The 26,929-nt window shown below is 62.0% G+C and carries 22 protein-coding genes; 13 read left to right on the forward strand and 9 right to left on the reverse strand.

The window, feature by feature from the left end; genetic code table 11:
- Positions 1 to 169: 169 nt before the first annotated feature.
- The 4 genes from G6N74_RS23260 to G6N74_RS23275 form a co-directional block, all read right to left on the reverse strand.
- Positions 170 to 1,555, reverse strand: coding sequence for a glutamine synthetase family protein (locus G6N74_RS23260; RefSeq protein WP_165120392.1), 1,386 nt, complete (start codon positions 1,553 to 1,555; stop codon positions 170 to 172).
- Between the two features lie 32 nt (positions 1,556 to 1,587).
- The gene (locus G6N74_RS23265; RefSeq protein ID WP_205826824.1) at positions 1,588 to 2,970 is read right to left on the reverse strand and encodes an aspartate aminotransferase family protein; all 1,383 of its coding nucleotides are present in this window, start codon (positions 2,968 to 2,970) and stop codon (positions 1,588 to 1,590) included.
- 321 nt (positions 2,971 to 3,291) lie between these two features.
- Positions 3,292 to 4,266 (reverse strand): WD40 repeat domain-containing protein, encoded by a 975-nt coding sequence (locus G6N74_RS23270; RefSeq protein WP_165120393.1) that lies wholly within the window; start codon positions 4,264 to 4,266, stop codon positions 3,292 to 3,294.
- A gap of 178 nt (positions 4,267 to 4,444) precedes the next feature.
- Positions 4,445 to 5,500, reverse strand: coding sequence for a CobW family GTP-binding protein (locus G6N74_RS23275; RefSeq protein ID WP_165120394.1), 1,056 nt, complete (start codon positions 5,498 to 5,500; stop codon positions 4,445 to 4,447).
- 172 nt (positions 5,501 to 5,672) lie between these two features.
- Between G6N74_RS23275 and G6N74_RS23280 the strand changes: the two genes are divergently transcribed.
- Together G6N74_RS23280 and G6N74_RS23285 are read left to right on the forward strand one after the other, a co-directional pair.
- Positions 5,673 to 6,407, forward strand: coding sequence for an intradiol ring-cleavage dioxygenase (locus tag G6N74_RS23280; RefSeq protein ID WP_165120395.1), 735 nt, complete (start codon positions 5,673 to 5,675; stop codon positions 6,405 to 6,407).
- 212 nt (positions 6,408 to 6,619) lie between these two features.
- Entirely contained in the window at positions 6,620 to 7,093 is a 474-nt protein-coding gene (locus G6N74_RS23285) for a MarR family winged helix-turn-helix transcriptional regulator (protein WP_165120396.1), read from the forward strand.
- 24 nt (positions 7,094 to 7,117) lie between these two features.
- On the opposite strand, the gene G6N74_RS23290 is transcribed toward G6N74_RS23285, so the two are convergent.
- Positions 7,118 to 8,017, reverse strand: coding sequence for an AraC family transcriptional regulator (locus G6N74_RS23290; RefSeq protein WP_165120397.1), 900 nt, complete (start codon positions 8,015 to 8,017; stop codon positions 7,118 to 7,120).
- A gap of 30 nt (positions 8,018 to 8,047) precedes the next feature.
- Here G6N74_RS23290 and G6N74_RS23295 point away from each other — a divergent pair, with 30 nt between their 5' ends.
- The 4 genes from G6N74_RS23295 (at position 8,048) to G6N74_RS23310 (ending at position 11,621) form a co-directional block, all read left to right on the forward strand.
- Positions 8,048 to 8,455, forward strand: a complete 408-nt coding sequence (locus tag G6N74_RS23295; RefSeq protein ID WP_165120398.1) for a DUF2000 family protein — start codon at positions 8,048 to 8,050, stop codon at positions 8,453 to 8,455.
- 115 nt (positions 8,456 to 8,570) lie between these two features.
- A complete protein-coding gene (locus G6N74_RS23300) occupies positions 8,571 to 9,512 on the forward strand; it encodes a DMT family transporter (protein WP_165120399.1) in 942 nt (313 codons plus the stop codon).
- 65 nt (positions 9,513 to 9,577) lie between these two features.
- Complete coding sequence (locus tag G6N74_RS23305; RefSeq protein WP_091915423.1) at positions 9,578 to 10,600, forward strand: LacI family DNA-binding transcriptional regulator; 1,023 nt, start codon at positions 9,578 to 9,580, stop codon at positions 10,598 to 10,600.
- A gap of 31 nt (positions 10,601 to 10,631) precedes the next feature.
- Positions 10,632 to 11,621: a 2-hydroxyacid dehydrogenase gene (locus tag G6N74_RS23310; RefSeq protein WP_165120400.1), complete on the forward strand. Its 990-nt coding sequence runs from the start codon at positions 10,632 to 10,634 to the stop codon at positions 11,619 to 11,621.
- Between the two features lie 202 nt (positions 11,622 to 11,823).
- Here the strand turns inward: G6N74_RS23310 and G6N74_RS23315 are convergent, their stop codons facing one another.
- A complete protein-coding gene (locus G6N74_RS23315) occupies positions 11,824 to 12,597 on the reverse strand; it encodes a gamma-glutamyl-gamma-aminobutyrate hydrolase family protein (RefSeq protein WP_165120401.1) in 774 nt (257 codons plus the stop codon).
- Between the two features lie 285 nt (positions 12,598 to 12,882).
- Here G6N74_RS23315 and G6N74_RS23320 point away from each other — a divergent pair, with 285 nt between their 5' ends.
- Positions 12,883 to 13,989: a TRAP transporter substrate-binding protein gene (locus G6N74_RS23320; RefSeq protein ID WP_165120402.1), complete on the forward strand. Its 1,107-nt coding sequence runs from the start codon at positions 12,883 to 12,885 to the stop codon at positions 13,987 to 13,989.
- Positions 13,990 to 14,097: 108 nt separating this feature from the next.
- Here the strand turns inward: G6N74_RS23320 and G6N74_RS23325 are convergent, their stop codons facing one another.
- From G6N74_RS23325 to G6N74_RS23335, 3 genes are all read right to left on the reverse strand, one after another.
- Positions 14,098 to 15,831, reverse strand: a complete 1,734-nt coding sequence (locus tag G6N74_RS23325; RefSeq protein ID WP_165120403.1) for a TRAP transporter large permease — start codon at positions 15,829 to 15,831, stop codon at positions 14,098 to 14,100.
- Positions 15,828 to 16,412 carry a TRAP transporter small permease subunit gene (locus G6N74_RS23330; RefSeq protein ID WP_165120404.1) on the reverse strand — a complete coding sequence of 195 codons (585 nt, stop codon included), beginning with the start codon at positions 16,410 to 16,412 and terminating at the stop codon, positions 15,828 to 15,830. Before G6N74_RS23330 ends, G6N74_RS23325 begins: the two co-directional genes overlap by 4 nt.
- Before the next feature lie 200 nt (positions 16,413 to 16,612).
- Positions 16,613 to 17,524 carry a branched-chain amino acid ABC transporter permease gene (locus G6N74_RS23335; protein WP_165120405.1) on the reverse strand — a complete coding sequence of 304 codons (912 nt, stop codon included), beginning with the start codon at positions 17,522 to 17,524 and terminating at the stop codon, positions 16,613 to 16,615.
- A gap of 94 nt (positions 17,525 to 17,618) precedes the next feature.
- Here G6N74_RS23335 and G6N74_RS23340 point away from each other — a divergent pair, with 94 nt between their 5' ends.
- From G6N74_RS23340 to G6N74_RS23365, 6 genes are all read left to right on the forward strand, one after another.
- The gene (locus G6N74_RS23340) at positions 17,619 to 18,230 is read left to right on the forward strand and encodes a CGNR zinc finger domain-containing protein (RefSeq protein WP_165120406.1); all 612 of its coding nucleotides are present in this window, start codon (positions 17,619 to 17,621) and stop codon (positions 18,228 to 18,230) included.
- Positions 18,223 to 18,744, forward strand: coding sequence for a hypothetical protein (locus G6N74_RS23345; protein ID WP_165120407.1), 522 nt, complete (start codon positions 18,223 to 18,225; stop codon positions 18,742 to 18,744). Before G6N74_RS23340 ends, G6N74_RS23345 begins: the two co-directional genes overlap by 8 nt.
- A 208-nt stretch (positions 18,745 to 18,952) precedes the next feature.
- Entirely contained in the window at positions 18,953 to 22,429 is a 3,477-nt protein-coding gene (locus G6N74_RS23350) for an indolepyruvate ferredoxin oxidoreductase family protein (RefSeq protein ID WP_165120408.1), read from the forward strand.
- Positions 22,430 to 22,535: 106 nt separating this feature from the next.
- On the forward strand, positions 22,536 to 24,884 hold the full coding sequence (locus G6N74_RS23355; RefSeq protein WP_165120409.1) for a putative bifunctional diguanylate cyclase/phosphodiesterase: 2,349 nt from the start codon (positions 22,536 to 22,538) through the stop codon (positions 24,882 to 24,884).
- A 141-nt stretch (positions 24,885 to 25,025) separates the two neighbouring features.
- A complete protein-coding gene (locus tag G6N74_RS23360; RefSeq protein ID WP_165120410.1) occupies positions 25,026 to 25,802 on the forward strand; it encodes an N-acyl amino acid synthase FeeM domain-containing protein in 777 nt (258 codons plus the stop codon).
- A gap of 88 nt (positions 25,803 to 25,890) precedes the next feature.
- On the forward strand, positions 25,891 to 26,565 hold the full coding sequence (locus G6N74_RS23365) for a Crp/Fnr family transcriptional regulator (RefSeq protein ID WP_165120411.1): 675 nt from the start codon (positions 25,891 to 25,893) through the stop codon (positions 26,563 to 26,565).
- Positions 26,566 to 26,929 lie beyond the last annotated feature (364 nt).

Here is a 26,929-nt window from a genome sequence, read left to right on the forward strand (position 1 = left end):
TCCCCTTTTGAGGGGGAGAGGTGGCGCGCGAAGCGCGACGGAGTGGGGGTAAGCCGTGCCATATGCGATTGCCCTGCCCACAAGGGGGTGGGGGTAATGCCGGTCGCGCTGACGGCCCTCATCCAGAGGTGCTCGCAAAGCGAGCCTCGAAGGACGTCCCCCGATCCCCTCACACTTCATGCAAATAAAGATGATAATCCAGCTCGCTCACGGTGCGGGCGACGCGGAACAGTTCGGCTTCCTTGATCGCTGTGAACGTGCGGTGCAAATCCTCGCCGAGCGCCTGTTTGAGGAAAGACGAACCCTTGGCCGCCTCGATGGCCGAGCGCCAGTCGGCGGGCATGGAACTGCTTGAGGCGCCTTGCTCGTAGCCGTTGCCGGTGGTTTCCGGGCCGGGATCGAGCTTTTCGTCGAGGCCTTTCGCAATACCGGCAAGCACGGTCGCTGCGACCAGATAAGGATTGGCATCGACGCCTGACGGACGATGCTCGATGCGGCGGTTTTTTGCGTCGCCTGCAGGTACACGCAGGGCCACCGAGCGATTGTTGACGCCCCATGTCGGCGCGATCGGCGCATAGGACTGCGAGACGAAGCGCCGCCAGGAATTGGCATGCGGGGCAAAGATCAGCATGGATTCGGCCATGGTTTCAGTCAGCCCGCCCAGCGCATGCAGCAGCGCGGGCGACCATGCGCCTTCTTTGGCTTCAGTGAAGACGTTCTTGCCGGCATCGTCCTGCAGCGAGACATGCAGGTGCATGCCGGAGCCGGCATATTTCTCGATCGGCTTGGCCATGAAGCAGGCGGTGACGCCGTGGCGGCGGGCCTGCATGCGCACCAGCCGCTTCAGCATCAACAAGTCGTCTGCTGCCTGCATGATGTCCTTGCGGTAGTGCAGCGTCAGCTCGTATTGGCCGGGCGCATATTCCGAAATGACGGTCTCCGCTGGAATACCTTGCGCCTTGGCGGCGGCGTAGATGTCGGAAAACAACGGCTCCATGCCATGGAGATGGTCGACCGAATAGACCTCGGTCTTGCCGCTTTTGCGCCCGTCGAGCACAGCACTTGCGGGCTGCACGCGGCCTTCGCCATCGCGCTCATTTGCGAGGAGAAAAAATTCGAGCTCGAAGGCGCCCGCCGGATGCAGGCCTCTGGCCGCAAGCGCCTCGACCTGCCGCACCAGTGCCAGCCGTGGGTCGGAGGTCATCGGCGCGCCGTCGAGATGGAACATCGACATCAGCAACTGGCCGCGCGGCGGGTTGGTCGCGTGCAGCGGCTTCAGCGTGCCGGGGATGGGCCAAGCGCGCAGGTCGCCGTCGCCGGAATCCCAGATCAGCCCGGTTTCGTGCACGTCCTCGCCGGTGATGTCGAGGCCGAGGATGGAGATCGGCAGATGCCGGCCGCCCTCATAGATGCCCATCAACTCATGCCGGCGGATGATTTTTCCGCGGCCGATGCCGTTGGCGTCGGTCAGCACGATATCGAAGGCTTCGATCTCGGGATGCGCTTCGAGAAACGCCTTGGCCTCGTCGGCGGTCGAACCGGTGGGTGAAGTCATTTAGGGATACTCTGTTGTGAAAGGCGCTTGTCTCACGCCGTGAGTTGCGCGGCAATGTCGCCGAAAGCCGAGATCAGGCGGTCGACCTGCGCCTTTGTGGTGGCCGGCGAAATCAGCATCATGTTGTGGAACGGCGCAATGAGAATGCCGCGATTGACCAGAGCGACGTGAATGGCCGCTTCGAGCTCGGATGCGTGGGCGGCATCGGCCTCGCTGCCGTTCTTCAGCGGTCCCGGCGCGCAGATGAACTCGACGCGCGCGCCGACGCGGCGGACATGCCAGGGCAGCTTGTGCTTTGCTATCGCGGCCTCCAGCCCGGCAGCGAGCCTGCCGGCGAGCTTTTCCATATGGGCGTAGTTTTCCTCGGTCATCACCTCTTCAAGGGCTGCGCGCATGGCGGCGAATTGCAGCGGGTTGGCCGAAAGCGTCGTGCCCATGCCGGAATAGCCGGGCTGCTTGGAACGGTTATAGGCTTCGTAGCGCGCGGCAAGTTCGTCGCTTATGCCCCAGACACTGGCCGGCACACCGCCGGCGACCGGTTTACCAAGCACGAAAAGGTCGGGCTCCAGCCCGTAGCGCTGGGTGTAGCCGCCGGGGCCGGTGGAGATGGTGTGGGTTTCGTCGATCAGCAGCAGCGTGCCGGTGGCGCGGGTCGCCTTGCGCAAGCCTTCGAGGAAGCCTGGTTCGGGCAGAACCATACAGCAATTGGTCAGCACCGGCTCGGTGATGACGCAGGCGACATCCTGGTCGGCAAGCGCTGCCTCAAGCGCCGGCAGGTCGTTGAATTCGACGATTTTCGTGCCCTGTGTGAGGTCGCGGAATTCGCCGGTGAGGCCGGGTTTGTTGGCCGGCTTGCCATTGTCCAGCCGCACGAAGGTTTCATCGACCGAGCCGTGATAGCAGCCGTTGAAGACGAGGATTTTTGGCCGGTTGGTGACGGCGCGGGCGACGCGCAGCGCGAAACGATTGGCGTCGGTGGCGGTGGTGGCGATCTGCCAATGTGGCAGGCCGAAGCGTTCGGAAAGCAGCTTGCCGAGCACCAGCGCGTCTTCCGACGGCAGCATGTAGGTCAGGCCGCGGCGACTCTGGCGGCGGATCGCCTTGGCCACCGGGGCAGGCGAGTGGCCGAACATCGAGCCGGTATCGCCGAGGCAGAAATCGGCAAGCTTGTTGCCGTCGACATCGGTGATGGTCGCGCCCTTGGCCTTTTCGACGAGGATCGGGAAAGGGGTCGGCCAGTCGTTCATCCAGTGCATCGGCACGCCGCCGAAAAACCCTTTCACGCCCTTGCCGACGGCAGCTTCCGATTTCGGCCGCGCCTTGCGGAAAATCTTGGCCTCGGCCGCGCGGATGGAGTCTATCCGCGAGGAGGAAATGCCGCCCTGCGTGGCGGCCGCGCCTGTCGATGATTGCAAGATTACCTGCCTGTTTGCCCCTGTCGGCGGAATTTGTAGCGTCCGGCGTAAGGTCAGGCAATGGCGGGCGGTTGGGGCAGGGGGGTGATGGTGGTGTCTGAGGCGCGTGTTCGTTCTGAAACGTCGCGCTGCCCCTCACCCTTACCCTCTCCCCGTGAAAAACGGGGAGAGGGGACGTCTACGTGGAGCTTCATCCTGCTCTCTACATGACGGACAGAAGGAAATTGGCCGCAACGCCAACGCCTCCCTCTCCCCGTCCTTACGGGGAGAGGGTAAGGGTGAGGGGCAGCGCCTACGTCTGAAGTTTATTGCGGAGTCAGCTCAGCCCGTAATATCGATGACGCCGCAATCACCTGCCTCCGAGCCGAAGGCGATGCGCTTTTCATCGTTGTCCCAGGCCATCGCGGTGATCGCGCCCTTGCCGGGGCGCCGCAGCAGCACTTCCTTGGCGTCGGCGAAGCGTGCGGCGATGATCATGCCGTCATTGTAGCCGATGGCGACGATGTCCTCGCTCGGGTGGCAGGCGACGCAGGTGACGGCGGCATTGCCGCGCGTGCCGAGTTCCAGCGGCGCCTTGCCCATCGGGCCGTCCTTGCCGGTGAAGGGCCAGACGATGGCTGCCGGCGCGCCGGAGCTTGCCAGCCATTTGCCCTTGGCGCTCCACGACATGCTTTTGACCTTCAGGGGATAGCCGGTCATGCGCATGTGCTTGCCGTCGGCAAGCTTCCAGCCATGCAGCGCATTTTCCTGCATCGAGGTGACGAGGAAATTGCCGTCCGGCGAAAAGGTGATGCCGGTGTGGGCGCCGGCCCATTCGAGGTCCACCGGCTTGCCTTCGGTCGCCGGGAAATGCAGCGTCGCGCCATTGTAGCGGGCAACGCCGAAGCGCATGCCCTTGGGCGCGAAGGCCAACCCTTCGACCGAACGCGGATGGGTGAAATCCCTGGTCTTGCCGTCGGCAAAGCGCACCGTGGCGGTCTTGCCGGTGGCAAAGGCGATGGCGCCTTGCGGGCCGCTGGCTACGCTGGTGATCCATTTCCTGCCGGCCTCGGCAAGCGTTTCAACGCTGTCGTTCGCGCCGATTGCGCGGACCTTGCCGTCCTCGCCGCCGGTGACCAGCCGCGAGCGGGCGGCGTCATAGGCGGTCGAGAGAAGCCCGTCGTGAAGCTCGGTCCATTTGTGGCCGTGGTCGAGGCGATGGACGACGCCGTCGGCCAGCGCGAAATGCGGTACGCCGCCGAGGAAGATGGTGGCGATGCAGTGACCTTCGAGGTCGAGCGGGGCGACTGTGGGCATGGGCGAGCTATTCCATTGAAAGATTTGTGCTGCCCCTCACCCTTACCCTCTCCCCGCAAGAACGGGGAGAGGGGGGCGTCAGCGTTGGAGCTTCCACCTTCTCCCCGTCATTATACGGGGAGAAGGTGCCGGCAGGCGGATGAGGGGCAGCAAATACGCAGCAGATTGGCCGTGGAGCTTAAGCAGCCTGGCAGGCGTCGAAGCTGCGCTTCAGGCGTTCGGCGTCCAGTTCGCGACCAATGAAGACGAGGCGGCTTTCGTGCTTTTCGTCGTCCTTCCAGGCGCGCTGGTGGTCGCCCTCGACGATCATGTGGACGCCCTGGATGACATAGCGGTCCGGGTCGTCCTTGATGGCGATGATGCCCTTCAGTCGCAGGATATTCGGGCCTTCCATCTGGGTGATCTTCTCGATCCAGGGGAAGAATTTTTTCTGGTCCATCTCGCCGCCGCGCAGGGAGACCGACTGCACCGTCACGTCATGGATCGAAGAGGCTTCGCCGTGATGATGATGGTGGTGATCATGGTGATGATGATCGTGGTCGCAATCCGGGCCGCACTCATGGTCGTGGTCGTGGTCATGCGCTTCGAGGAAATGCGGGTCGTTTTCCAGCGCGCGCTTCAGGTCGAAAGCGCCGCGGTCGAGCACGGTGTCCAGCGGTACGCCGGCGCGGGTGGTGCGATGGATGGCGGCGGCCGGGTTGATGGCGCGGATCGTGGCTTCCACGTCTCGCAGTTCTTCCGGGGTGACGAGATCGGTCTTGTTGAGCACGATGACGTCGGCAAAAGCGATCTGGTCCTCGGCCTCGCGCGAATCCTTCAGGCGCAGCGGCAGGTGCTTGGCATCGACCAGCGCCACGACGGCGTCGAGCTTGGTCTTGGAGCGGACATCGTCATCCATGAAAAAGGTTTGTGCGACCGGAACGGGGTCGGCCAGGCCGGTGGTTTCGACGACGATGGCATCGAAGCGGCCGGGACGGCGCATCAGGCCCTCGACGACGCGGATCAGGTCGCCGCGCACCGTGCAGCAGACGCAGCCATTGTTCATCTCGTAGATTTCCTCGTCGGATTCCACGATCAGGTCGTTGTCGATGCCGATTTCGCCGAATTCATTGACGATGACGGCGTAGCGCTTGCCGTGGTTTTCGGAGAGAATGCGGTTAAGCAGCGTCGTCTTGCCGGAGCCGAGATAGCCGGTCAGGACGGTCACCGGGATCTGCGTCTGTGCTTCGCTCATGATGGTCCTCGGATGGATTGTTGCTTCCATATAGGATGCTGAAAGCGGATTTGCACGTGCCAATCCACGCAGTTCAACCGGCCAGCCGGCATTACCGAAATGTCATTGGGATGTGCGTGTGGAAGCGCCTAGATAGAAGGCCCGGGGCTTCAGCATTGCAAAGGAAGTTTCAATGACAGCCAGGCAATTTGCGACCAGGATGAACCGCCGCCAGGCACTCGGATTGATCGCCGTGACGGCAACCGGCGGCGCTTTCGTGACGCCAGCGGCGCGTGCGGCGGTAGGGTCGCCCTTTGGAAACGCATCACTGCTGATGCCCGGTGCCGGCGTCTGTACGATCACGCCGGAGGTGACAGAAGGTCCGTTCTATTTCGATCCCGAACTTGAGCGGCAGGACATCACAGAAGGCCGGCAGGGCGTGCCGCTGACGGTGCGCCTGCAGGCGGTCGACAACCAGTGCCGGCCTCTGGTCAAGGCGCGGGTCGATATCTGGCACTGCGACGCCAAGGGCATCTATTCCGGCTATCCCCGGCAGGGCGACGGTCGCGATATCGACACGAGCGGCGAGAAATTCCTGCGCGGCATCCAGCACACAGACGAGCAGGGCATCGTCTCGTTCCAGACGATCTATCCCGGCTGGTATCGCGGACGCACCACGCATATCCACTTCAAGGTCTTTCCCGACGCGAATACGGCGATGACCGGGCAGTTGTTCTTTCCCGACGATCTCAGCGAGCATCTTTTCACGACGGTTGCGCCATACACGGACCGGCCCGAAAAGCGCGATATGTTCAACGCGCAGGACGGCATCGCGCGTCAGGCCGGGCCGATGTCGCAAGCAGCCCTGCGCGAGACCAAGGCCGCTTATGAGGCGCTGCTGGTCGTCGCCGTGAAAGCGGATACCTGAACCGCCGGCAAAAAATCTGCATTTGCGCGAAAGCAATTTTAGTTTGTCATCTAAATGAAATATGCGTCTGGCATTAGCGCTGCGGGCACAATCGTCGATTGCCGGCAAAGCTTCGCCTCGAATACCGGGAATATGTCTGTTTGCCGATTGTCATTGTGAAGACCGGGACTATTCTGCGCTGAAGGCGACGGCGCGGCCAGGAAAGGTAAAAAATGGCCAAGGCAGATAAGAGCGCGACCATGAGCCGGCTGCATTCGGCGGCGAGACTGGCGCGGACAGCGCTGGCGTCGCGGCTTCTTGCGCACGGCTTCTATGCCGGCCAGGACCAGATCATGCTGTCGCTGGACCATGAAGACGGGCAGACCCCCGGCCAGTTGGCGACGCGGCTCGGCGTTCGCCCGCCGACCATCACCAAGACGATAAACCGGCTTCAGGCGCAGGGCTTTCTGGAAAAGCGCGCCTCCGAAGCCGATGCGCGGCAGGCGCATATCTTCCTGACCGAGACGGGTAGGGACACCATCCGGGCCATCGAGAAATCGGTGCGCAAGACCGAGAAGCAGGCGTTTCGGGGTCTCGACAAGAAGGAGCAGAAGGCGCTCGCCAAACTTCTGTCCCGGATCGAAGCCAATCTCTCCGATGCCGCGACGATCGAGGCCGATGACGAGATCGAACTGACGGAAGATTAAAGCTTGTCTACGCGTTAGCCGGCGTCAAGCCGACTGACGACGTGCAATCAACCCTTCGGCAAAGGCGGGGCGGGTCAGCGCAGACCATCGGCCCGGCGTAAGCCCGTAAGCCTTCTTGAACTGTCGATTGAAATGGCTCTGGTCGCTGAAACCGGCGGTCACCGCGATCTCCGCCAGTGGTTCACCCGTTTCGATCATCCGGCGAGCGCTCTGAAGCCGGCGCATCAACAGGAAACGGTGCGGGCTTGTCGAAAACACAGCCCGGAAATGCCGCGACAGTGCGTAGCGATCGAGACCGGTCACAGCTTCCAGTTCCTCCGAGCGCACAACGCGCATGGCATTTGCATCCAGAAAATCGCGGGCGAGGCTTGCTGCCCGCAGCGCCGGCTTGCCGACCGGTTGTGCCGGCCGGCCTGAATGCCGCGAAAGGCTGCGCGCCAGTTGTGTCACGAAATCGTCGATAAACAGCTCGTCCAGTGCCCGATCGAGTGGGCCGAGTGCCGAAAGCAACGTTGCGCTAAGCGCATTGTCGCTGAGCACGGCCTCGTCGACGAAGGGCAGTACCCCGCCTTCATTGCCCAGGCATTCGAGAAGAAGCGACGGCTCCAGATAAAGCATCCGGTAGCGCAGGCCGTCCTCGGTGCCGGCGCCGCCGTCGTGCAGCTCGTCCGGATGCAGCACGATGATCTGCCCCGGCGCGCTGTGACGCGTCCGGCCGCGATAGCGGAAGGTCTGGATGCCGTGCAGCGTCACGCCGATCGCATAGGTGTCGTGGCGATGCATGTCGAAGGCATTGCCCGAGAACCGGGCCTCGATGCGCTCGATGCCGGCAAGCGCGGGTGCCGAGATGATCCGGTTGTCACCTTCGTTTGCGCACAAACGTCCAAGACCTTGGGAAGGCGCGGTGCTTAGATCGTCAGGCATAATCACATCCGCACAACATCAAGGCGTTTCATGTTCGATACAAAATTTGCAATCGTGTTGCGAGACAATCTCGCCACCTGGCAGGAACTCAATGTCACGGCCTTTCTCGCCAGCGGCATCGTCGCCCAGCTTCCGGCCATCATAGGCGATCCCTATCGGGATGCCGCCGGCAATCTTTACAATCCGATGTCGATCCAGCCCGTTATCGTGCTCTCCGCCGATGGCGCAACCATGGCGAAGATTCATCAGCGTTCGCTGGAACGCGGCGTGAAGACCTCGCTCTATGTCGAGGAGATGTTTTCTACCGGTCATGACGTGGCCAACCGGGAGGTGTTCGGCAAGTTCGGACCGGACGATGCGAAGGTTGTCGGGATTGCCCTTAGGGCCGAAAAGAAGCTCGTCGACAAGATCGTCAAGGGTGCGCGCATGCACGCCTGATCCGGCAATCCTGCCATATCGGCCGACAATTGCGCCCTGCGGTGTTTTTCAACTTGCGCTGACCTGCTTCGTGGCCGACAAGCGGGGATAACGATCACCGAAACGACTGCTTCCCGTGACTTCTTCTCCCGCCACCTCCGAACAGGCCACACCGGCATCTGCGATTCTGTTCGTATTCTGCGCCGGTGTCCTGTTTTCATGCCTCGACACCAGCGCGAAATATCTCGTGCTGTCAGGCATGGATCCGGCATTCGTTTCATGGGTGCGGTTTGCCACCCATCTGGTGCTGGTGTTTCTGCTGTTTCGGGGCTGGAGCAATCCGGCGATGTTCCGGGTCAAGAACCTGCCGCTGCAGGTGTTGCGCGGCGTCTTCCTGTTCGGCTCGACGATCTTCAATTTCATGGCCCTGCGTTCGCTGCAGCTTGCCGAAACCATGTCGATCTATTTCTTCGCGCCGATGGTCATCACCGCGCTTGCCGGGCCTCTGCTGGGCGAATGGGCCGGTTGGCGGCGCTGGATGGCGATCCTTGCGGGACTGGTCGGGGTTATCGTCATCACGCGGCCGGGCTTCGTCACGTTCCAGATCGGCCATCTCTATGCGCTGTGCTCGACCGTGAGCTACTGCCTCTACGTCATCATGACGCGCTCGATGTCGGCAAAGGAAAGTCCTGAAAGCCTGATCTTCTATTCAGCACTTGCTCCGGTCGTGCTGATGGCGCCCGCCGTGCCCTATACGGCTTCGATGCCACCGGATCTTTTCCACGGGGCGATTCTTCTGGCGCTCGGCTTCTTCGGCGGGTTCGGCCATTGGCTGCTGATAAAAGCCTACAAGCAGGCAACGACGACGGCGCTTGCCCCTTATCCCTATCTGCAGATGGTCTGGATGATCACCGCTGGCTATCTGGTTTTCGATCAGTTCCCGGATAAGTGGACACTGGTTGGCGCCGGCATCATCGTCGCCAGCGGCCTCTATATCGTCCACCGCGAGCACAGGTTGCGCCTCAAGAACCGCACCGTTCCGAATGCCGAAGACGAGGATCTGGCAAAAAAGCTTTGATTTGCCGGTGTTCGATGGCATAAGCCGATTTAAACAGTTTAAATCGTCGCTCGGGGGAGGACGTTCTGGCACAGAAGATCAAGCTTTCGACCATTGCGGATGCGCTCGGCGTTTCCACGGCCACCGTTTCGCTGGCGTTGCGCGACAGCGCGCTCGTGGCCGACACGACGCGGGACCGCATCAAGGAACACGCCCGCGCCATCGGCTACATCTACAACCGGCGCGCAGCCAGCCTGCGCACGTCGCGGTCTGGTATCGTCGGGGTCGTCGTCCACGACATCATGAACCCCTTCTTCGCCGAAATCCTGCGCTCCATCGAGAGCGAACTTGACCGCAGCCGCCAGACCTTCATCCTTTCCAATCATTACGACGATCTCGAAAAGCAGCGCACCTTCATCGACACGCTGCTGCAACTCGGTGCCGATGGCGTGATCATGTCGCCGGCGATCGGTACGCCGCCGGAAGACATCATCATGGCTGAGGAAAACGGCCTGCCGGCGGTGCTGATCGCACGAACGGTGGAAGGGGCCGAAGTGCCGGTTTTCCGTGGCGACGATTCCTATGGCACCGGGCTGGCCACCAACCACCTGATCTCGCTTGGCCACAAGCGCATCGCCATGATCGGCGGCACCGACCAGACCTCGACAGGCCGCGACCGCTATCAGGGCTACCTGAACGCCATGGAAGCCGCCGGGCTGGAGGTCCGGCCAAGCTGGCGTATTCCTGGCCCGCGCACCAAGCAGGCGGGCTTCGAGGCTGCCGGCCAGTTCCTGGCGTTGAAAGACAAGCCCACTGCGGCCTGCTGCTGGAACGATCTTGTCGCCATTGGCCTGATGAACGGTATAGCGCGCGCCGGCCTCGTGCCCGGCATCGACATTTCCGTCACCGGCTACGACGATCTGGAGGAGGCCGCGATCGCCACGCCGGCGCTGACGACGGTGTGGAACGGCCAGCGCGAAGTGGGCCGGCGGGCGGCAAGCGCGCTGCTCGACAAGCTCAACGGCCAGTCGGTTCGGCCATCGCAAGAACTCATCAGGCCGGAGCTTCATGTCCGGCAGTCGACAGGCAAGCCCGTAGAGCGCGGCTGAAACACCCAGATACTCACCGAAAGAAGCAGGCATGACCGAACTCAGCGCCATCACCATCCTTGTTCCCGGCAAGCTGCACCCGCGATCAGTCTCGCGCATCGGCGAGGCATTCCGGCTGGTGCGCCTCGACAAGATCGATCCGACGCTGATAACGGACGAACTCAAGCAGACTGTGCGCGGCGTTGCCGCCTCGCCGTCGCTCGGCGACAATTCGGTGAGCGCTGCCTTCATGCAGGCTTTGCCGAAGCTGGAGATCGTCGCCAATTTCGGTGTCGGCTATGACGGCGTCGATGCCGCCCATGCCGGCAAGCACGGCGTCATGGTCACCAACACACCGGATGTGCTGACCGAGGAGGTCGCGGACACCGCAATCGGCCTGCTCATCAACACCGTGCGCGAACTGCCGCGCGCCGAAGCGTGGCTGCGCCACGGCCGCTGGGCGAAGGACGGCAACTATCCGCTGAGCCGGCTCACACTGCGCGGACGCAAGGCCGGCATTTTCGGCATGGGCCGCATCGGGCTTGCCATCGCGCAGCGGCTGGAGGCATTCGGCATGACCGTCGCCTACCACAACCGCAGGCGCGTGGAAGGCCTGGCTTATGAATATCACGAGACGCTGGCCGGGCTTGCCGGCGCGGTCGATACGCTGATCTCGGTTGCGCCGGGAACGGCATCGACGCAGAAGGCGGTGAATGCGGCAGTGCTGAAGGCGCTCGGGCCTAATGGTGTTTTCGTCAATATCGGCCGTGGCTCGACGGTGGATCAGGATGCCCTGATTGCGGCCCTCGCCAACGGCACCATAGCGGCGGCGGGGCTCGACGTATTCGCCGACGAGCCAAATGTGCCGCAGGCGCTGCTGGACCTGCCCAACGCAACATTGCTGCCGCATGTCGGCTCGGCCTCGGTCCATACGCGCGACGGCATGGCCGACCTCGTGGTGGACAATCTTATTTCATGGTTCGGAGAAGGTAGGGCGCTGGCGCCGGTGCCTGAGACGGTGAATGTGAAGGCGAAAAGCTGATATTCGGCTGGCAGGCTGACTTTGAAAAGTTGGTGCTGCCCCTCACCCTCTCTCCGTGAAGAAGGGGAGAGGGGGGTGTCGGCGCTGGAGCTTCCTCCTTCTCCCCGTCACTATACGGGGAGAAGGTGCCGGCAGGCGGATGAGGGGCGGCGCTGCGCTCCAAGGTTTCGCCCTCGGAGCGCTGCCACCTTCAAAGATTGTTCTATTCCGCTGCGCTTCTGGCGCCCTGCCTTGCCACGGCATGCTGGCGCACGGCATCGCCAAAAGCCTTGAAGATGCGGGCAGAGACGCTGTCGGACTGCACCCAGTATTCCGGATGCCACTGGACGCCGACGGCGAAGGCGCGCGCGTCCTTGGCCGACACGGCTTCCACAGTGCCGTCTTCGGCCACTGCCTCGAGCTGAAGCCGTGAGCCGAGCCGGTCGACTCCCTGGCGGTGGACCGAATTGACCATGATGTCGCCCGGCCCGAAGATGCCGGCAAGGCAGCTGCCCGGCTTGATCGTCACGTTCTGGCGGATGGCGAAGCGCTCGTCCTGGATATCGCTCACCGGTGCGCGGTGATCAAGCGAACCTTCGCGCTCCTGGAGCTCGGTCGCCAGCGTTCCGCCGAGCGCGACGTTCATCTCCTGGATGCCGCGGCAGATCGCCAGCAGCGGCACGCCATATTCGATCGCCTTGCGGATCAGCGGCAGCGTGGTGGCGTCGCGATCGGGATCATAGGGACCGTTGGCTTCGCTGGCGTCGCCGCCATAAAGCGAGGGGTGCACGTTCGACTTCGAGCCGGTGATCATGACGCCGTCGACGGAAGCCAGAAGCTGGTCGAGGTCGAGCCGGTCGCCGAAATTGGGAACGAGCACAGGGAACACGCCGGCTCCGGAAATCGCGGCTTCGAGATATTGCTTCGGCGCGGCATGCCACGTGTAGTTGTCGAACTGGCGTACATCGGTCGATATGGCGACGAGCGGCTGGTGCATTTTGTCTATTGCTTCCGATTCAGGACGAGACGGTATTCTGCCTTTAAAATAGGCGATATTCCGGCGGCTTTCCATTGCTGTTTCGCGAGAAGAAAATACCTTCTTAGACTATAGTTTTAGGCGCGCGGCGCCAACTCAGAATTCTTACACCATGCGCGTACCGTTTGTCCCGTCGGTGCTGGACTTGGACCAAGTGCTGTGTATTGTTCGGGCGGTGCTCACGCCGGAAAAGCTGATATTTCAAAGGTATCCGGCCTCTGTCTTGGTCCAATAGGGAGGAACTTCATGGATCGCCGTTCATTCATCAGCAAGGCCGGGCTGGCCAGTGCCGGGGCCGTCGCCGCGACGACGCTGGCCGCTCCCGCGATTGCCCAGTCCAATCCCAAGGTCACCTGGCGCCTTGCCTCTTCGTTCCCGAAATCGCTCGACACGATCTATGGCGGCGCGGAAGTGCTGTCGAAATATCTGTCGGAAGCGACCGACGGAAACTTCACCATCCAGCCCTTCGCGGCGGGTGAACTCGTGCCGGGCCTGCAGGCCGCGGATGCAACTTCTGCCGGTACGGTCGAAGCCTGCCACACGGTGGCATATTATTACTGGGGCAAGGACCCCACATGGGCGCTGGGTGCGGCCGTTCCGTTCTCGCTCAATGCGCGCGGCATCAATGCCTGGCACTATCACGGCGGCGGCATTGACCTGTTCAACGAGTTCCTCGGCACGCAGGGCCTGTTTGGCCTGCCGGGTGGCAACACCGGTGTGCAGATGGGCGGCTGGTTCCGCAAGGAGATCAATTCGGTCGAAGACCTCAAGGGCCTGAAGTTCCGCGTCGGTGGTTTTGCCGGCAAGGTTCTCGAGAAGCTCGGCGTCGTGCCGCAGCAGCTCGCCGGCGGCGACATCTATCCGGCGCTGGAAAAGGGCACGATCGATGCTGCCGAATGGGTTGGCCCCTACGACGACGAGAAGCTCGGCTTCCAGAAGGTCGCGCCCTATTACTACTATCCCGGCTGGTGGGAAGGCGGCCCGACGGTCCATTTCCTCTACAACAAGGCCAAGTATGAAGAGCTTACGCCGGCCTACAAGTCGCTGCTGCACACCGCTTCGCAAGCTGCGGACGCTAACATGCTACAGAAATACGACTTCCTGAACCCGCCGGCCGTCAAGCGGCTGGTTGCCGGCGGCGCGCAGCTGCGCCCGTTCAGCCCGGAAATCCTTGAAGCCTGCTTCAATGCGTCCAACGAGGTCTATGCCGAGATGGAAGCGAGCAACCCGGCCTTCAAGAAGATCTGGGATTCGATCAAGGACTTCCGCAAGGAGCACTACCTCTGGGCGCAGATCGCCGAATACAACTACGATACGTTCATGATGATCCAGCAGCGCAACGGCAAGCTCTGATCGCAGGAACCTGACCTCAAAGAAAACCCCGGAACGATCGTTCCGGGGTTTTTTGTTGCCTGCATCTGCAAAGAAAGAGCCCGGCGCGTTGGCCGGGCTCCTTGCCGATCAGTTGAAGCTCGGCGGCTTCGACAGGTCGTTGGCCGGCGGCGTAGGGTTCGCCGGAGCGGTGCCGCCCGCAGGCGGCGGTGAACCGAGTGGCGGCAGGCCGAGCCCGCCTCCACCGAGACCCGGCATGTCCGGCATCTTTATCTGGATGGAATTTGGATCAACCACCGGCCCCTTGTAGTGCATGACCATCTGCGGGAAGGCGATGACCAGCCCGACCATGACGACCTGGATGCAGACGAACGGCACCGCGCCCCAGTAGATCTGGCCGGTGGTGACTGGCTGCATGCGCTTGCCGGTGACCTTGTCGAGATAGGGCACCTTGGCCGCCACCGACCGCAGGTAGAACAGTGCGAAGCCGAATGGCGGATGCATGAAGCTGGTCTGCATGTTGACGCCCAAGAGCACGCCGAACCAGATCAGGTCGATGCCGAGCTTGTCGGCCGCCGGCGCCAGCAGCGGCACGATGATGAAGGCCAGTTCGAAGAAATCGAGGAAGAAGGCCAGGAAGAACACCAGCACGTTGACGACGATCAGGAAGCCGAGTTCGCCGCCGGGCAGCGAGGTCAGCAGGTGCTCGACCCAGAGATGGCCGTTGACGCCGTAGAAGGTGAGCGAGAAGACGCGCGCGCCGATCAGGATGAACAGCACGAAGGAGGACAGCCGCGTCGTTGCCGCCAGTGCCTGCTTGATGACTTCCATCGAGAGGCGGCTTTTCGCCGCCGCCATGATCAAGGCACCGACGGCACCCATGGCGCCGCCTTCCGTCGGCGTGGCGATGCCGAGGAAGATCGTGCCCAGCACCAGGAAGATCAGCGCCAGCGGCGGGATCAGCACGATGATGACCTGCTGGGCCAGCCTCGACATGATGTTGAGGTTCATCGCCCGGTCAATGATGGCGAAGATATAGATGAGAATGATGCCGACGACCGCGCCCCAGATGTCTGCATCGACGCCAAGGGTTGGCGTGAGCAGCACATGGGAAACGTAGGCCACGGCCGCCGCAGCGACCAGTGCGACAGCCAATGAGGTGACGCCATGGCCGAGCGTGCGCGCCTCGAGCGGTAGCGCCGGCATGGATTTCGGCCGGAAAATCGACATCAGCAAGATGTAGAGAACGTAGAGCCCGGTCAGCACCAGACCGGGGATCAGCGCGCCCTTGTACATGTCGCCGACCGAGCGGCCGAGCTGGTCGGCCAGAACGATCAGCACCAGCGACGGTGGGATGATCTGCGCCAGCGTTCCCGATGCCGCGATGACGCCCGAGGCGACGCGGCGGTCATAGCCGTAGCGCAGCATGATCGGCAGCGAGATCAGGCCCATGGCGATGACGGATGCCGCCACCACGCCGGTGGTCGCCGCCAGCAGCGCGCCGACGAAGATCACCGCATAGGCGAGGCCGCCGCGAATCGGGCCGAAAAGCTGGCCGATCGTGTCGAGCAGGTCCTCGGCCATGCCGGAGCGTTCGAGCACGATGCCCATGAAGGTGAAGAACGGGATGGCGAGCAATGTGTCGTTCGACATCACCCCCCATAATCGTTCGGGCATGGCATAGAGCAGAGGCCAGGAAAGGTTGATCGAGCCGCTGGAGTACGGCGCGAGTTCCACGCCGATGAAGAAGAACAGCAGGCCGTTGGCGGCCAGCGAGAAAGCGACGGGATACCCCAGCAGCAGGAAGATGATGAGGCAGAAGAACATGATCGGCGCCATGTTCTCGGCGATGAAATGGATCACTTCTGCACCTCTTTCGCCAGCGCTTCGCCTTCGGCAACAGCTGCCTCATGAGCCGATATGAACGGTGTTGGATCATCCATGTCGCCGCGCATGATTGCGATCTTCTTGATGATCTCTGAAATGCCCTGGAAACCGAGCAGCAGGAAGCCGATCAACAGCATCGCCTTGGCGGGCCAGATGATCAGGCCGCCGGCGCTGGACGACATTTCGCCGTTGCGGACGGACAGGCTCACATAGGGTACGAAATAGAAGATCATCAGCAGGACGAAGGGCATCAGGAAGAAGACGTGCCCGAACAGGTCGATCCAGTGCTGCTTGCGGCGCGAGAACATGCCGTAGACGATGTCGATGCGGATATGTTCGTTCTGCTTCAACGTATAGGCGGCGGCGAGCAGGAATGCCGCGCCGAACAGATACCATTGCAATTCCAGCCACGCATTCGACGACATGTTGAATGTCTTGCGAATGATGGCGTTGCCCGCGCTGACCAGCACCGCAAGCAGAATGAGCCACGAGACCCATCTGCCGACGACTTCGTTCATGCGGTCGATGGCTCTGGATAGAGCGATTAGCCCTGCCATGCGATCTCCTCCCTCAATAAGCTTTCGGCCATCGCCCGTTTCCCGGGCTTGATGGCGCATCTGGCTTTCATCGGTAGGCTGACAGGCGGGGCGGCGTCAACAACGGATGGTGCACGACTCGGTACGGATTATGCCAAGCGTTGTGGAAATCCAACGTTCCGGGACACGAATGCAACGAAAGTTGTAGAACTTCCGATGGGTCAGGGCTGGGCGGGTTTCTGCGTTTCCTGGCCGGCCATGCGCAGCACCAGCACTGCGGCAAGCAGCGCGAACATCCAGGCGTCGCGCCATTCGATCGGGAAATAGCCCGACCATAGTGACTCGGCGATGCCGAAGGCGAACGCGCCAAGTGCTGCGCGGGTTGGCGCATGATAGCCGCCGATGGCGGTGACGAAGAGGATCTTCAGGCCGAAGACCAGGCCGCTGCCGAAACCTATATTGCCGAAGTAAAGAGCGGCGAGAATGCCGGCGAGTGCTGCGGTGACCGCGCCGACCAGCACCGTCCCGCGGAATACGCGGCGTGCATCGACGCCGCACAGGGCTGCTGCTGCAGGATCGTCGGAGACGGCGCGCCATTCGCGCCCGAAATGCGAGCGGGCAAGGGCAAGGCCGGCGACGGCAAGCGTGGCTAGGATTACCAGGCAGTTGAGAAGCTGCATGACGGTGAGCGTGACCTGATAGCCGCCACCTTGCGTGAAGACGATTGGCGTGGACAGGAGCGGCGGCAGCCAGAAATCATGTGTGTCGGCGGCGATGCGCGAAAGCTCCATCAGCACGATCGAAACGCCGAGCGTGGCGGCGACGATAATGTTGGGCGAACGGTCGGCCAAGGGTTCGAACACGTTGCGCGAGAGAACCATGCCGATCAGCGCCGCATAGGCGAGGGCAGCAATGATCGCCACCGTTATGGTTGCCGGCAAGGTCAGCCACAGCACCTGCCAGCCATAGACTGCGACGAGGATCATGGTCTGGCCCGAGAAAGCGAAGATCGCGCCATGGGCGAGGTTCGTCCGATGCAGCACGCCGTTGATCAACGCATAGCCGAAGGCGAGCAGCGCGTAGATCGCACCGATATGCAGGCCGTTCAGCGCTTGCTGGAGGAAATAGAGCATGCGTCATCCAGTGGCCGCGATCGGGGCGACCTGAGCGAAAACTGCGCCTGAAAATCTAACTTGTCAAAGGCGATTTAGCAGTTAGATTTGAGGGATGACTATTTCCTGGACCCGGCACCGATTTTCCGGCGGCGTGCTGGCGCTTGACGTCACCAACACGGTCGTTCATCGCGGCGATGCGGTGCGTAGTTTCGACCGTTTCGAGGATGCGGCGGAGCTGCCACGGTTTGCTGCCGCCGCCACCGGCTTTCGCGCCGCCGAGTTGGACGCGCGGCCGCTTATCGCGCCAAGACCCTTGGCCATCTTGCCGACCGTGCTGGCCATCCGCGAGACGACCGACCGGCTGTTTCGCGATGCGGCGGTGCAGGGGGACGTTTCGACCGGACATCTGCCCGAGTTCCTGCGCGCCTGCGCCGACGGGCTTGCCGGTCATGACGGAAAAATCGGTGGGCAGGGAAGACCGTTCGGCAATGCTGCTGCACCATTGGCCTTCGAGGCTGCACTTGCCGTTTCGGCGCTGTCGCTGCTGTCGAATGAAAGCGTCAGGCGGCTGAGGGTCTGTCCGAATTGCAACTGGCTGTTTCTCGACAGGAGCCGCAATGGCAGCCGCATGTGGTGCGACATGGCGGTCTGCGGCAACCGCCAGAAGGCAAAGCGCCACTATCACCGCCGCAAAAGCGGGTCGGAGGAGATTTCCCATGTCTGAGCGACTGCGTCTCGCTTTCGCGCTTCTGCTTTTACCGGCGGCACTTGCAGCCTGCCGTGACAGCGGCAAGGACGCGCTTTTCGAGCTTTCCGGGCGGCTCGTCGTCTTCAATTACCGGGAGGCGAAGGTGACTTATCTGGTCAATCTCGTCCCACTGCAGCCGATCGCCGAAGGAGAGAAGGCGGTGATGACCATGGACAACCCGGCCGGTGGCGAGCCCATCGTGGTCACCCAAAAGCTCTTTCCCAACCACCAGAAGGTGACGCTCGAAAGCCCGCCGCTGGAATGCCTCGTCAAGGACAAGCCCTACAAGGTGGCGATCCGCATCGAGGGCGCGGGTGGCGCGCTGCTGCAGGGGATCGAAACCACGATGGTCTCGTCTCAGGACCAGAGCATGCTGCCCGACAAGCCGCTGGTGGTGGGGCCGGGTTATGAGCCAAATCCCGAACTGGCTGGTCATCCTGACGGGAAGCTGCCCGGCGGGCGCGGCGTAACCTGCCCGGCATCGAGCTGACGTCGGATTCGATCACGAAATTTTCATGCGTTCCCAGAGATGGCCGAGCAATCTTTTATCAAGGATTGCCAGACATTTATCGCTGCTGTTGTTGTTTTTGGAATGTGGCGGTTTTTGTTTGACCTCGCCTCCAAGGGAGGAAACAGTTAGTCATCTGTCCCGACGTTAGCGGCCCCGAATCGTGCCGCTTCCGCAGAGGAACTGCCTGATGACGCTTCACGACGTTGCCCTCGACGACAAGTTCGATCTTGGCAAGGAACGTATATTCCTGTCGGGTGCGCAGGCCGTCATCCGCATGCTGCTGATGCAGTGCGAGCGCGACCGGCGCGCTGGGCTGAACACCGCGGGCTTCGTTTCGGGCTATCGCGGCTCGCCGCTCGGCGGTCTCGACCTCCAGCTCTGGAAAGCCAAGGAACAGCTCAAGCAGGCCGATGTCGTCTTCCAGCCCGGCTTGAACGAGGAACTGGCAGCCACTGCCGTCTGGGGCACGCAGCAGGCAGAACTGCTCGGCGAAGGCAGATATGACGGGGTGTTTTCGCTCTGGTACGGCAAGGGGCCGGGGGTCGACCGTTCCGGCGACGTCTTCCGCCACGCCAATCTCGCCGGCTCGTCCAGGCATGGCGGCGTGCTGGCGCTGATGGGCGATGACCACAACGCCGAATCCTCGACCAATGCGCATGCCACCGAGTTCCTCTTCGTCGACACGATGATGCCGATCCTCAATCCGGCGGGTGTGCAGGAGCTGATCGACTATGGGCTCTACGGCTATGCGATGTCGCGCTTTGCCGGCACATGGGCGGCGATCAAATGTGTCAAGGACAATATCGAATCGACGGCCTCGGTCGATGCGTCGCTCGACCGGCTGAACATCGTCATCCCCGAATTCGACATGCCGCCGGGCGGGCTCAATATCCGCAACGAGCTCGACCAGCTTGGACAGGAAGCGCGGCTGCATGAGTACAAGCGCGCGGCGGCTTCGGCCTTCATCCTTGCCAACAAGCTGAACCACACCGTCTATTCCGGCGGGCGCAATGCGAAGATCGGCATCATCACCGTCGGCAAGAGCTATCTCGACGTGCGCCAGGCTCTGGACGACATCGGCATCGACGAGATGCGCGCCAACGAGATCGGGGTGCGGCTGTTCAAGGTCGGCTGCCCATGGCCGCTGGATCTCGAGCACATCGCCGATTTCGTGCGCGGGCTGGAAACGGTCATCGTGGTCGAGGAAAAGCGCTCGCTGATCGAAGTGCAGGTACGCGAAAATCTTTACAACACCGCCATGCACCCGACCGTGATCGGCAAAAAGGACGAGCGCGGCGACTGGCTGTTCCCGGCCAAGGGCGCGCTCGACCCCAACGACATCGCCATCGCGCTCGGCGAGCGCATCCTGAAGGCCATCGGCCCGTCGGAAGAGATCGCCGCCAAGGTCAGCCGGCTGAAGCAGTTTCAGGCGATGCTGGCCGACACGCAGGATGTCGGCTCGCGCACGCCGTTCTTCTGCTCGGGCTGCCCGCATAATTCTTCGACCAAGGTGCCTGACGGTTCGATCGCGGCGGCCGGTATCGGCTGCCATTTCATGGCGCTGTGGATGGACCGCTCGACTATCGGCTTCACCGCCATGGGCGGGGAGGGCGCGCAGTGGGTTGGCCAGGCGCCGTTCTCCAAGCGCGACCACATCTTCCAGAACCTCGGCGATGGCACCTACAATCATTCAGGCACGCTGGCGCTGCGCTTCGCCTTGGCGTCGAGCGCCAACATCACCTACAAGATCCTCTACAACGACGCCGTCGCCATGACCGGCGGCCAGCCGCATGAGGGCAATCTCACCGTCGACATGATCGCCCGGCAGGTGCGGGCGGAAGGCGTCGATCGCATAGCCGTCGTCACCGACGAGCCGGGCAAATATGCTGGTCATGTCGAGTTCCCTGCGGGCGCGACGATCCATCATCGCGACGACCTCGATCTGGTCCAGCGCGAGCTGCGCGACGTCAAGGGCGTCTCCGTTCTGCTCTATGACCAGACCTGCGCCGCCGAAAAGCGCCGCCGCCGTAAGCGCGGCACGTTTCCCGATCCGGACAAGCGCGTCATCATCAACGAGCTGGTCTGCGAAGGCTGCGGCGATTGCGGCGTGCAGTCCAACTGCGTCTCGATCCAGCCGGTGGAAACCGAGTTCGGCCGCAAGCGCAGGATCGACCAGTCGAGCTGCAACAAGGACTTTTCCTGCGTCAACGGTTTCTGCCCGTCTTTCGTGACGGTGCACGGCGCCAAGATCCGCAAGGCCGAAGGCATCGCAGGCAAATCCGATCCGCTGACCGGTGTGCCGGAGCCAAAACAGTTCCCGATCGATCAGGGCTGGTCCTCGATCATCGATGGCGTCGGCGGCACCGGCGTCGTCACGGTCGGCGCGATCCTCGGCATGGCAGCCCATCTCGAAGGCAAGGGCTGCGGCATGATCGACATGGCCGGCCTGGCGCAGAAGGGCGGCTCGGTCTTCACGCATGTGCGCATCGCCAAGACTCCTGAGGATATCAACGCCATCCGCGTATCGGCCGGCAAGGCCGATCTGATCCTGGGCTGCGACCTCGTCGTTTCCGGCGCTAAGAAGGTGCTGGCTGCCGTGCGCGAGGGGCACACGATCTTCGTTGCCAACACGGCTGAGATCATGCCCGGCGAATTCGCCCGCTCGGCCGATTTCTCGCTTCCGACCGAGCGGCTGAAGAAGGTGATCCGCGAAGCGGCAGGCGATAATCACGCGCATTTCTTCGATGCCACCCGCACGGCAACGGCTCTGTTTGGCAATTCGCTCGGCGCCAACATGTTCATGCTCGGCTTCGGCTTTCAGCATGGCGGTTTGCCGCTGTCAGCCGAGGCGGTGGAGAAGGCGATCGAACTCAACGGCGAGGCAGTCGCGATGAACATCGCGGCCTTCCGCTGGGGCCGCCGCGCAGCACACGAGCCGGAGTTCGTGCGCGGGCTGGTCAGCCAGCCTGGGGAGGCTGGCGGTAAGCGCGAAATCGCCGAGACGCTCGACGATATCATCGTGCGCCGCGTCGAATTCCTCACCGCCTATCAGAACGCTGCCTATGCGCGTCGCTATCATGACCGCATCGCAGCGCTCCGGGCAGCTGAGGCCAAGGCGTCCCAAGGCTCGACCGTGGTGACGGAGGCCGCCGCGAGAAACCTGTTCAAGCTGATGGCGATCAAGGACGAATACGAGGTCGCGCGGCTCTACACCGACGGCTCGTTCCTGCGGCAGCTGACCAAGCAGTTCCAGGACTACGACCGGCTCGAATTCCATCTGGCGCCGCCGATCATGGGACGGCGCACGACCGATGGAAAACCGCGCAAGTCGAGCTTCGGCCCCTGGATGATGAAAGGCTTTCGTATCCTCGCCGGGCTGAAGGGACTGCGCGGCTCGCCGCTTGATGTTTTCGGCTACACCGCGGAGCGCCGAATGGAACGCGACCTGCTCGCCCGGTATGAGCGCGATCTCGACCTGATAGGGACCTCACTCGTTGCGGAGAAGATCGAAGCGGCGACTGCACTTGCTTCCGTGCCCGCACTCATCCGTGGCTATGGTCATGTCAAAGCCGCCAGTGCAACAAAGGCCGCGGGTGAACGGGAAAGACTTGTAGAGCGTTTTGCAGGAGCGCGGATAGACACTGTTCTACAGGCGGCAGAATGATTTTTTCTTTCTGGTCCAGTGTCTTTTCATGCCCTGTACTAAAGGCCATTTTCCCTATTGTTTCCAGTGTTCCGATGCTTTCCAATAAGTCTTTCTTAAGGCGAATATGCCATTGCTAAGCTCCCGAAAAACGGGTGCAGGCGTGGCTATAAAAAGAAAAACCGAGATTCCGGTCGACGTCTACATTCCGTTTGTAGAGACGCTGTTCCGTGACGGCCTGACACTTACGATCGGTCTGGTGGCGCAGACGCTGCTGATCGTCCTGGTCTATTGGAAGACCGAGGATGTGAGCTACGTCGTGCTTGCCGCATGCTTGATCGCGGTCGGGGTAGTGCGCCTCGCCAACATACGCAAATATCGCAATGCGCCGCCGCCACAGTCCCGTGACGAGGCACGTCGGCGCGAGAACGACTATATCCTCTATGGGTCGCTGCACGGTTTTACGCTTGGGATGTTCTGTTTCCTCGGCATCTATTTCGCACATGACAGTTTCGCCGAAATCGCGTCGGTTTGCGTAACGCTTGCCTCCGCCACCTCGATCGCCGGGCGGAACTACGGATCACCGCGGATGGTCATGATGTTCATCATGACGATGACCTGGCCCATATCACTGGGCTTCATCCTGCGAGGCGATCTGTATCACATCCTCCTGGGTCTGCTGTCGGTGCCGTTCCTCTTCGCGATCAGGCGTTTTGCCGACATGGTGCGCGAAGTACTGCTCACCGCGCTGTCGGAAGAGAAGAAGGCGAACCGTCTGGCGGAGCGCTTCAACCGCGCGCTGAACACCATGTCGCATGGCCTGGTGATGCTCGGGCCGAACGGCAAGGTGGTGGTGGCAAACGCCGAAGCCGCCCACCTGATGTCGCTTCAGTCACCGGATGCGCTTCTGGGCCGTTCCATACATTCGCTACTCCAGCGCGGCGTGGCCGGGGGCATGCTCGCCCCCAAGGATTGCCGCTATATCGAGGCGCAGTTGACGCGGGCGCTGCGCGAAGGCCGGGACCGCAAGGTCCTGGTGTCGTTTTCGAACGGCCAGCACTATGAATTCTCGGCGCGCGAAGGCAATCAGGATCTCGGCGTCATTACCTTCGAGGATGTGTCGCAGCGCGTCGAAGCGGAAGAGAAGATCCGCTCAATGGCCCGCTACGACAGCCTGACTGGCCTGCCCAACCGCGCCTATTTCCATGAACTGGTCGGCGAATTCATGGCTGCCGGCGACCGCGAAAGGCTGTGTGGTCTTGCGGTTCTCGATCTCGACGATTTCAAGAGCGTCAACGACACGCTCGGCCACCCGATTGGCGACGGGCTGATCTATGCGGTGGCCGAAAAGCTGTCGGCGGTGGCAGCCGAGGGCGTGAAGGTCAGCCGCTTCGGCGGCGACGAATTCATGGTGTTCTTCGACCGGGTCGAGGATGAGAGCCATCTTGCCAGCATGCTGGACGATCTGTTTGCGGGCCTGCAGGGTGATGTCGATGTGGCTGGTCATGTCCTGCGCATCCAGGCGAGCGGCGGGGCGGTTCTGGCGAAGGTCAGGGATAGCGATGTCGACACGATGATCGTCAAGGCCGACCTTGCCATGTACAAGGCAAAGGAACTCGGCAAGAACAGTTGGCGGTTGTTCGAATCTGCAATGGATGCGGCCTTCCGCGACAAGCAGATGATGAAAGCCGATCTGCGCGGCGCTGTGGAAGCCAGGGACCTGCGCGTCGTTTTCCAGCCCATCGTGTCGATGGATACGATGCGGATCGCAAGCTGCGAGGCGCTGTGCCGCTGGAACCATCCCGATCTCGGCCCCGTCTCCCCGGCGGTCTTCATTCCACTGGCTGAAGAGATGGGCATCATCTCGGACATCAGCACTTTCGTGCTGAATACGGCTTGCGGCGAGTGCGCCAAATGGCCGGGACAACTCCGCGTCTCGGTGAACCTTTCGGCAAAGGATTTTCGCAACCACGATGTCGTCGACAAGGTGCGCGACGCACTTGCCTCCTCGGGCCTTGCCGCTCATCGGCTGGAGATCGAGGTGACCGAGACGGCACTTCTCGACGACAAGTCGCTTACCCGCCAGTACATCGAAGAGATCAAACAACTCGGCGTGAGGATCGCGCTGGACGATTTCGGCACAGGCTATTCGAGCCTAAGCTACCTGCACAAGCTGCCGCTGGACAAGGTCAAGATCGACCGCAGCTTCCTGATTGACGTGACGCAGAACAAGCGCTCGCTGGAACTGCTGAAGGGCATCGTCAACCTGTCGCGGCCGCTCGGCCTTGCCGTTACGGTCGAGGGGGTGGAAACCTTCGAACAGCTGAAAATCCTGGCGCATTCGGTCAAGCCCGACCTGGTGCAGGGCTTTCTGTTCGGCTCCGCGCTGACCGCTTCCGGCATCGAGACGATGTCCAACACCGTCTGGCCGTTTGCCAGCGAAATCAAGGCGGCCAACCGCGGCTCGAAGGCCTGATCGCATCGGTTTTCAGTCGATTATCGGCATCTGCGCCGTTAACCTTAACAATCGGTAAACGGCTTCGGTCCGATTTTCACCTTTACATATGATATCCTCCGAGTACGCTTATTCCCGGCGGCGGAAAGTACAGGGAAATTCATGACAACGCAGCAGACGACGGCTGGCGAAGACGCCAGTGCCGAGGCATCCGGCGTATCGGAAATGTCGACATTTGCGCGTCATGTCTCGGCACTGCTCGAGCGCACCGAGTATCGTTGCTGCGACAAGGGTGAAGATCTCGAAGACATCTATCGGTTGCGCTACAAGTCCTATCGGCTGAGCGACATGGTTCCGGAGAACCCGGATCACATTATCCATGACGAGCTGGATGAAGCCCCGAACTGCTACAAGTTCGGTGTCTATGTCGATGGCGAACTGATCAGCACGCTGCGTATTCATCATGTTTGCGAGGCGACGCCGCAATCACCTTCAAACACTGTCTACGGCGATATTCTGCGGCCGATGCTGGCGTCGGGTGCGAGCTTCATCGATCCGAGCCGTTTTGCCGCCGATCCCGACTGGTCACGCGTATTTCCGCAGATTCCTTACCTGACGCTTCGGCTTGCCGGCATGGCCTGCTTTCATTTCAAGGCGCCCTACTGCCTCTCGACCATCCGCGAAGAGCACGCCGGTTTCTACAAGCGCATTTACCGCTCGGAGCAGATCGGCGAGACCAGGAACTATCCGGGCCTGAACTACCAGGTGGTGCTGTACCGGGCCGATGTGGCGGCGATCCGCGAGCGCTCGTTCAACCGCTACCCATTCTTCAAATCCACAGCGATGGAACAGCGTATGCTGTTTGCCAAACCGCTGCACGGCGAGCTTGGCCCGCTGACCATTCTGCCGACGGCGAAGTATTTCCGCGACGCGGCCTGAGGGGCGGGGCATTTACCTCGCCTTGCCATCGCCGGAACGCCCGTTCATAACTTTGCCGAGGCCGAGCATTCTCCAGCCAAGGGAATCGATGAACAGCAGAAGCGACCTTGTCCGTGCCACAGTCTGGGCGCGCGAACTTGCCGGCGACGAGGTGGAGCGGGCACTGCGCGGGGTTTCCGAGCGAAATTTTTCCAAGGGCAGCTATCTCTGCCATCGCGGCGACCGGCTGGACTACTGGACCGGCGCGGTCACCGGCCTCGTCAAGATGAGTTCCATCGCCCGCAGCGGCAAGGCGATCACCTTCGCAGGCATCGGTGCCGGAGGCTGGTTCGGCGAAGGCTCGGTACTGAAGGACGAGCCACGCAAATACGATCTGGTGGCGATCCGCGATACGCATCTCCTGATGATGAACCGCGCCACCTTCTTCTGGCTTTATGAAAACAGCGTCGGCTTCAACCGTTTCCTGGTGCGGCTGCTGAACGAGCGCCTGGCGCAGTTCATCGCCTCGACCGAATATGAGCGCCTCCTCGATCCGAAGGCGCGCGTGGCACGCCATTTGTCGTGGCTGTGCAACCCGGTGCTCTGCCCTGATGTAAAGGGCGTCGTCGAGATCACGCAGGAAGAACTGGCGCTGCTTGCCGGCGTCTCTCGCCCCGTCGCCAATCGCAGCTTGCAGGTGCTGGCGGATGAAGGGCTCGTGACCGTCGAGCACAGCCGGGTGATCGTTGCCGACGCCGAAAGGCTCGGCGATTACGGCGCCTGAGATCGCGGTCTGAAGATCGGCTAGATTGTCAGGAAGAGGGGCGGGCACACAGGCCGCGCATTCAAGAGACAATCTGCCGGCCTGTCTGTCAAGGGGCGCGTTGATCGGAGAGACGATTCGGGAATACGCTGACCACAATGAAAAAGAAGCCGCGCCAACTTCGGGCGGAGGTTTTTCGAGCAGCGGGAACATACCCGCGCTCCTGGGAGGAGAAGCGTTTGACGAAGCCTTGGCCGTCAGCCGGGAAGACCGTTCAGCCGCAATCGGGCGCATCCGGTTTCTCTGAGTCTAATTGGGGATTTGCCGCAGCACTGCTTGGTGCCATGATGCCTTCCACAACCGCTGAAAACGCGGAACTGGGAGG

The organism is Mesorhizobium zhangyense (assembly GCF_011045115.1).
Taxonomy (GTDB): Bacteria; Pseudomonadota; Alphaproteobacteria; order Rhizobiales; family Rhizobiaceae; genus Mesorhizobium_M; species Mesorhizobium_M zhangyense.

What these genes read in the sequence shown, in the direction of transcription:
- G6N74_RS23260 (WP_165120392.1), bottom strand. Translation starts at nt 1,555, where the DNA reads ATGACTTCACCCACCGGTTCGACCGCCGACGAGGCCAAGGCGTTTCTC.
- G6N74_RS23270 (WP_165120393.1), bottom strand. Translation starts at nt 4,266, where the DNA reads ATGCCCACAGTCGCCCCGCTCGACCTCGAAGGTCACTGCATCGCCACC.
- G6N74_RS23275 (WP_165120394.1), bottom strand. Translation starts at nt 5,500, where the DNA reads ATGAGCGAAGCACAGACGCAGATCCCGGTGACCGTCCTGACCGGCTAT.
- G6N74_RS23280 (WP_165120395.1), top strand. Translation starts at nt 5,673, where the DNA reads ATGACAGCCAGGCAATTTGCGACCAGGATGAACCGCCGCCAGGCACTC.
- G6N74_RS23285 (WP_165120396.1), top strand. Translation starts at nt 6,620, where the DNA reads ATGGCCAAGGCAGATAAGAGCGCGACCATGAGCCGGCTGCATTCGGCG.
- G6N74_RS23290 (WP_165120397.1), bottom strand. Translation starts at nt 8,017, where the DNA reads ATGCCTGACGATCTAAGCACCGCGCCTTCCCAAGGTCTTGGACGTTTG.
- G6N74_RS23295 (WP_165120398.1), top strand. Translation starts at nt 8,048, where the DNA reads ATGTTCGATACAAAATTTGCAATCGTGTTGCGAGACAATCTCGCCACC.
- G6N74_RS23310 (WP_165120400.1), top strand. Translation starts at nt 10,632, where the DNA reads ATGACCGAACTCAGCGCCATCACCATCCTTGTTCCCGGCAAGCTGCAC.
- G6N74_RS23315 (WP_165120401.1), bottom strand. Translation starts at nt 12,597, where the DNA reads ATGCACCAGCCGCTCGTCGCCATATCGACCGATGTACGCCAGTTCGAC.
- G6N74_RS23320 (WP_165120402.1), top strand. Translation starts at nt 12,883, where the DNA reads ATGGATCGCCGTTCATTCATCAGCAAGGCCGGGCTGGCCAGTGCCGGG.
- G6N74_RS23330 (WP_165120404.1), bottom strand. Translation starts at nt 16,412, where the DNA reads ATGGCAGGGCTAATCGCTCTATCCAGAGCCATCGACCGCATGAACGAA.
- G6N74_RS23335 (WP_165120405.1), bottom strand. Translation starts at nt 17,524, where the DNA reads ATGCTCTATTTCCTCCAGCAAGCGCTGAACGGCCTGCATATCGGTGCG.
- G6N74_RS23340 (WP_165120406.1), top strand. Translation starts at nt 17,619, where the DNA reads ATGACTATTTCCTGGACCCGGCACCGATTTTCCGGCGGCGTGCTGGCG.
- G6N74_RS23345 (WP_165120407.1), top strand. Translation starts at nt 18,223, where the DNA reads ATGTCTGAGCGACTGCGTCTCGCTTTCGCGCTTCTGCTTTTACCGGCG.
- G6N74_RS23350 (WP_165120408.1), top strand. Translation starts at nt 18,953, where the DNA reads ATGACGCTTCACGACGTTGCCCTCGACGACAAGTTCGATCTTGGCAAG.
- G6N74_RS23355 (WP_165120409.1), top strand. Translation starts at nt 22,536, where the DNA reads ATGCCATTGCTAAGCTCCCGAAAAACGGGTGCAGGCGTGGCTATAAAA.
- G6N74_RS23360 (WP_165120410.1), top strand. Translation starts at nt 25,026, where the DNA reads ATGACAACGCAGCAGACGACGGCTGGCGAAGACGCCAGTGCCGAGGCA.
- G6N74_RS23365 (WP_165120411.1), top strand. Translation starts at nt 25,891, where the DNA reads ATGAACAGCAGAAGCGACCTTGTCCGTGCCACAGTCTGGGCGCGCGAA.